This is a genomic window from Winogradskyella aquimaris, from assembly GCF_042676105.1.
GTDB classification, from domain to species: Bacteria; Bacteroidota; Bacteroidia; order Flavobacteriales; family Flavobacteriaceae; genus Winogradskyella; species Winogradskyella aquimaris.
Genome location: NZ_JBHTJQ010000017.1, coordinates 1 through 3,069 on the forward strand (window position 1 = coordinate 1; position 3,069 = coordinate 3,069).

Below are 3,069 nucleotides of genomic sequence, written 5' to 3' on the forward strand. Positions count from 1 at the left end.
TACCCATTGCTATAAAAAAAACCTTTGCGGTAAGATTAGAAAATATACTTTCCTGTTTCATATCCTATTTTTTAGTTGGTTTTTTTAGCTTACACACAACGGTCTCGTATAACCGTCAGTTACGGGATTAAAGTTAATAATTTTCGGTTGAGCACTGACGTTAGCAATTCCGAGTGGATTCGGACGTAGTCGAATCCGCCGTAATTGCGGTTATACATTGTTGGCATTAGTGCTTATTTTAATAATTTAAATTTATCTTCTACTAACGATTCGTATATAAAGGAAGCTGTTTCCTTACTTATCAATTCCGATAGTGCCAAGTCCATAACTTTTCCCTTAATTACTTGCGACCAAGTTTTTTTATTTAGCTTTTTGGAAAGTCCACGTAATTCTTCGATTTCATCGAAAATAATCTCTTGACCATAACCTAATTTTTCCAGTTTGGCTAAAACCAAATCGATTTTCTCATTGATTTTGGCATCTTTAGTTTTCTTTTCTTTATTCTTTTGTCTTTTATTTTGGCGTTCCACATAAGCAGCTCCTTTAACTGAAATTTTCAATAAATCTTTTGTGGTGTAATCTGTTTCTCTAATTCCGTAACCTCTCTTTTTTAGATTTTCAGCTATTTCATTCGGTTCGTTCTCTCTATAATCGATTTCATTGATTTCGAAAATCATAGAAATAGAGTAAAAATTGTCATTGTACAATTCATAAAGCTTTTGAAGAACGAAAGTTATTTTTTCTTGAATCGAAGATAATTCAGGTTTTTCATTTCCCTTAATTATCTCTGAAATAGAAAGGTAATCCGATGTTACTTTAAAGGCTTTAATTTTCTTTTTCAGATGTTTTGTCAAATATTCGATATGACTTTCTGGATTTTTGTCAAAATCCCTTTCGAGAAGTCCAAACGTAATCCAGTCTTCTGTTACAGTATGCTGAATGTCAGTAATTAATTTTTCAGGTAGATTAAGTGTATTGTTTTCTAAAAAATCGACTGCATTTTTTACCCATTCATTTATTTCTGTTTCCAGAAGTTTGGGTTCAGATATTTGCTTTTCAAGTATGTCGTTCCCTTTTTCAAGATGTTTATCTAGCTTTTTGTAAAATGAATTAGGGCTTATCTTTATCTTAATCATCGATTTTTTTCTCGCATTAATGCCAACGGTCTCGGCTATGAGTAGTTGCGTGGGTTAGCACTAAACTTCGCAAGTACACACCAGACTGAAAATCCGCGAGGATTTTCAGAAGTAGTCGAGAACAAGCAATTACTTATAGCCATTGTTGTGTGTTGTTTTATTTTTTTTCAGATATAACTTTGGTCTCAGATATTCTATCATGCCAACCTCTAGGAACGTCACCGAGGAAAGAAAAAGAATCGAATGGTATTCTTCTACAAATACTTCTAATCAAAACTGATTTAAAATCCATAATCTCATTTTCACTAGTTACTGCTCGAGTATTTGTTATAAATTTTCCTATAGTTTTTCCTTTTAAAGAGTATTCAAGAATTAGATAAAATAGAGTTGTGGTAATTACACCAAAAAAAAATCTTTTTAGATAATTTGGGTCTTCCGAAATTAATAAACCAGATAGAAATGATGATACTTCCATTTTAGAAAGATATCGTATTATGGTTAAGAATAGAATTATAAATCCAAAATAGAAAACACTATCGATAATATAGTTTATTAATCTTTGTTCAGTGCTTGCCAATTCAAACTCAGCGAAATTTTTTTTATCTTTTCGTCTTTTCATTTCATTCAATTTTTAGCTTTCTTTCGAATAACACACAACGGTTGTGTATAAGAATAGTGCGATTTTGTGTCCGAGGATTTTCCGCAGGAAAATCAGAGTGACCAAATACGCACTAACCTTTAGATTTAGTAATAAAATTAAGCATTATTTCTTATACTTTGTTGGGTTTAGTTTTTTATTAATTTATAATACACTTTTCCTAGTGGTATTTTTTTCGTGTCAATTTCGTTTTTTGGATATTCAACTCGTCTTGGATACCTTTTGTATAAATGGATTGTATTTTCATTAATTCTTTTAAAAACAAAACCTGTACAATCTGGATTATAATCTTCGATTCTGCCGCAAATCAAAACTAGCTCATCTAAAGCTGGTGGTCCACAATAAATATCTGTAGAATAGTATATCTTTTTATTTTCAAACTCTACATAGCCTTTAATTACTCCATTGACGTTTATTTTTAAATCAGAAGTGATAATTTTATTGGTACTATCTTTCAATGTGTAATTGCCTTCTAAAAGTGTTTTTCTGGTATAAAAATATACAGGATTTGGATATTTATAATTATTGTCAAATGTTCCTTCTACTCTAATAAATTTTATTTTTCTCTCTTTGAAGTCTTTATTTTTTGGTCTGTAGAGAATTATTGTATTCTTGCCAAGAATTAGACTTGACTTCCAATTGTCGTTAAAGAACATAATTTCTGTCGTGGGAAATTCATTTGAACTAATTTGTTTCGAAAGATTAATTTTAAAGTGACCTTGTTCTCTAATTGTATCTTTTCCATTTACAATATATTCAGAGACTTCTGGTCTCAAAAGGTGGTCGTGAAGGCTAGAAAATCCAACATTCAAAATTCCGTTTTTGATTTCAGATGAATTTATTCTTAAACCAACAGGTTCATTTGGGGCAAACGAATTTTTTGATTCAAGACAACTTTTAGTTTTCTCAAAAGAATTATAATATTCTTCTGCAATCCAAATTCCGTTGTATGCTTCAATTTTTTCTTTTTCTTGTGAAAAACAAAAGTTTGATAAAAGTAATAATGTTAATAATGTACGAATCATTCTTTAAATTAAACCCAACGGTTGGGCTATGAACAGTTGCGTGGGTTAGCACGGACTTTTGCAAGTACAAATAAATCTGAAAATTCAGCAGGAATTTTCAGGATAAGCCTGTAATAGCAATTGTTTATAGCCATCCTAAGTTTGTATTATAGTTAAATTAGAGACTTTAACCAGAAAGAACAAAAGAGCAGAGTAAGATTATTATAGCCGTAGGAACTTTAGATTCCGTCAACAATGCGAATCCCTGCTC

General features: G+C 30.8%; 3 protein-coding genes. All 3 read right to left on the bottom strand.

Annotation, left to right across the window (positions count from 1 at the left end; all coding sequences use genetic code 11):
* Nucleotides 1–233: 233 nt before the first annotated feature.
* The 3 genes from ACFQ1K_RS14375 to ACFQ1K_RS14385 all read right to left on the bottom strand — a co-directional run bounded on the left by ACFQ1K_RS14375 (nt 234) and on the right by ACFQ1K_RS14385 (nt 2,819).
* Nucleotides 234–1,136: a hypothetical protein gene (locus tag ACFQ1K_RS14375; protein WP_320556868.1), complete on the bottom strand. Its 903-nt coding sequence runs from the start codon at nt 1,134–1,136 to the stop codon at nt 234–236.
* Between the two features lie 157 nt (nt 1,137–1,293).
* On the bottom strand, nt 1,294–1,755 hold the full coding sequence (locus ACFQ1K_RS14380; RefSeq protein ID WP_320556869.1) for an RDD family protein: 462 nt from the start codon (nt 1,753–1,755) through the stop codon (nt 1,294–1,296).
* Between the two features lie 167 nt (nt 1,756–1,922).
* Nucleotides 1,923–2,819, bottom strand: a complete 897-nt coding sequence (locus ACFQ1K_RS14385) for a hypothetical protein (protein ID WP_320556870.1) — start codon at nt 2,817–2,819, stop codon at nt 1,923–1,925.
* Nucleotides 2,820–3,069 lie beyond the last annotated feature (250 nt).

Excerpts from the sequence above, each read along its gene's own strand:
- ACFQ1K_RS14380 (WP_320556869.1), bottom strand. The coding sequence starts at position 1,755 with ATGAAAAGACGAAAAGATAAAAAAAATTTCGCTGAGTTTGAATTGGCA.
- ACFQ1K_RS14385 (WP_320556870.1), bottom strand. The coding sequence starts at position 2,819 with ATGATTCGTACATTATTAACATTATTACTTTTATCAAACTTTTGTTTT.
- ACFQ1K_RS14375 (WP_320556868.1), bottom strand. The coding sequence starts at position 1,136 with ATGATTAAGATAAAGATAAGCCCTAATTCATTTTACAAAAAGCTAGAT.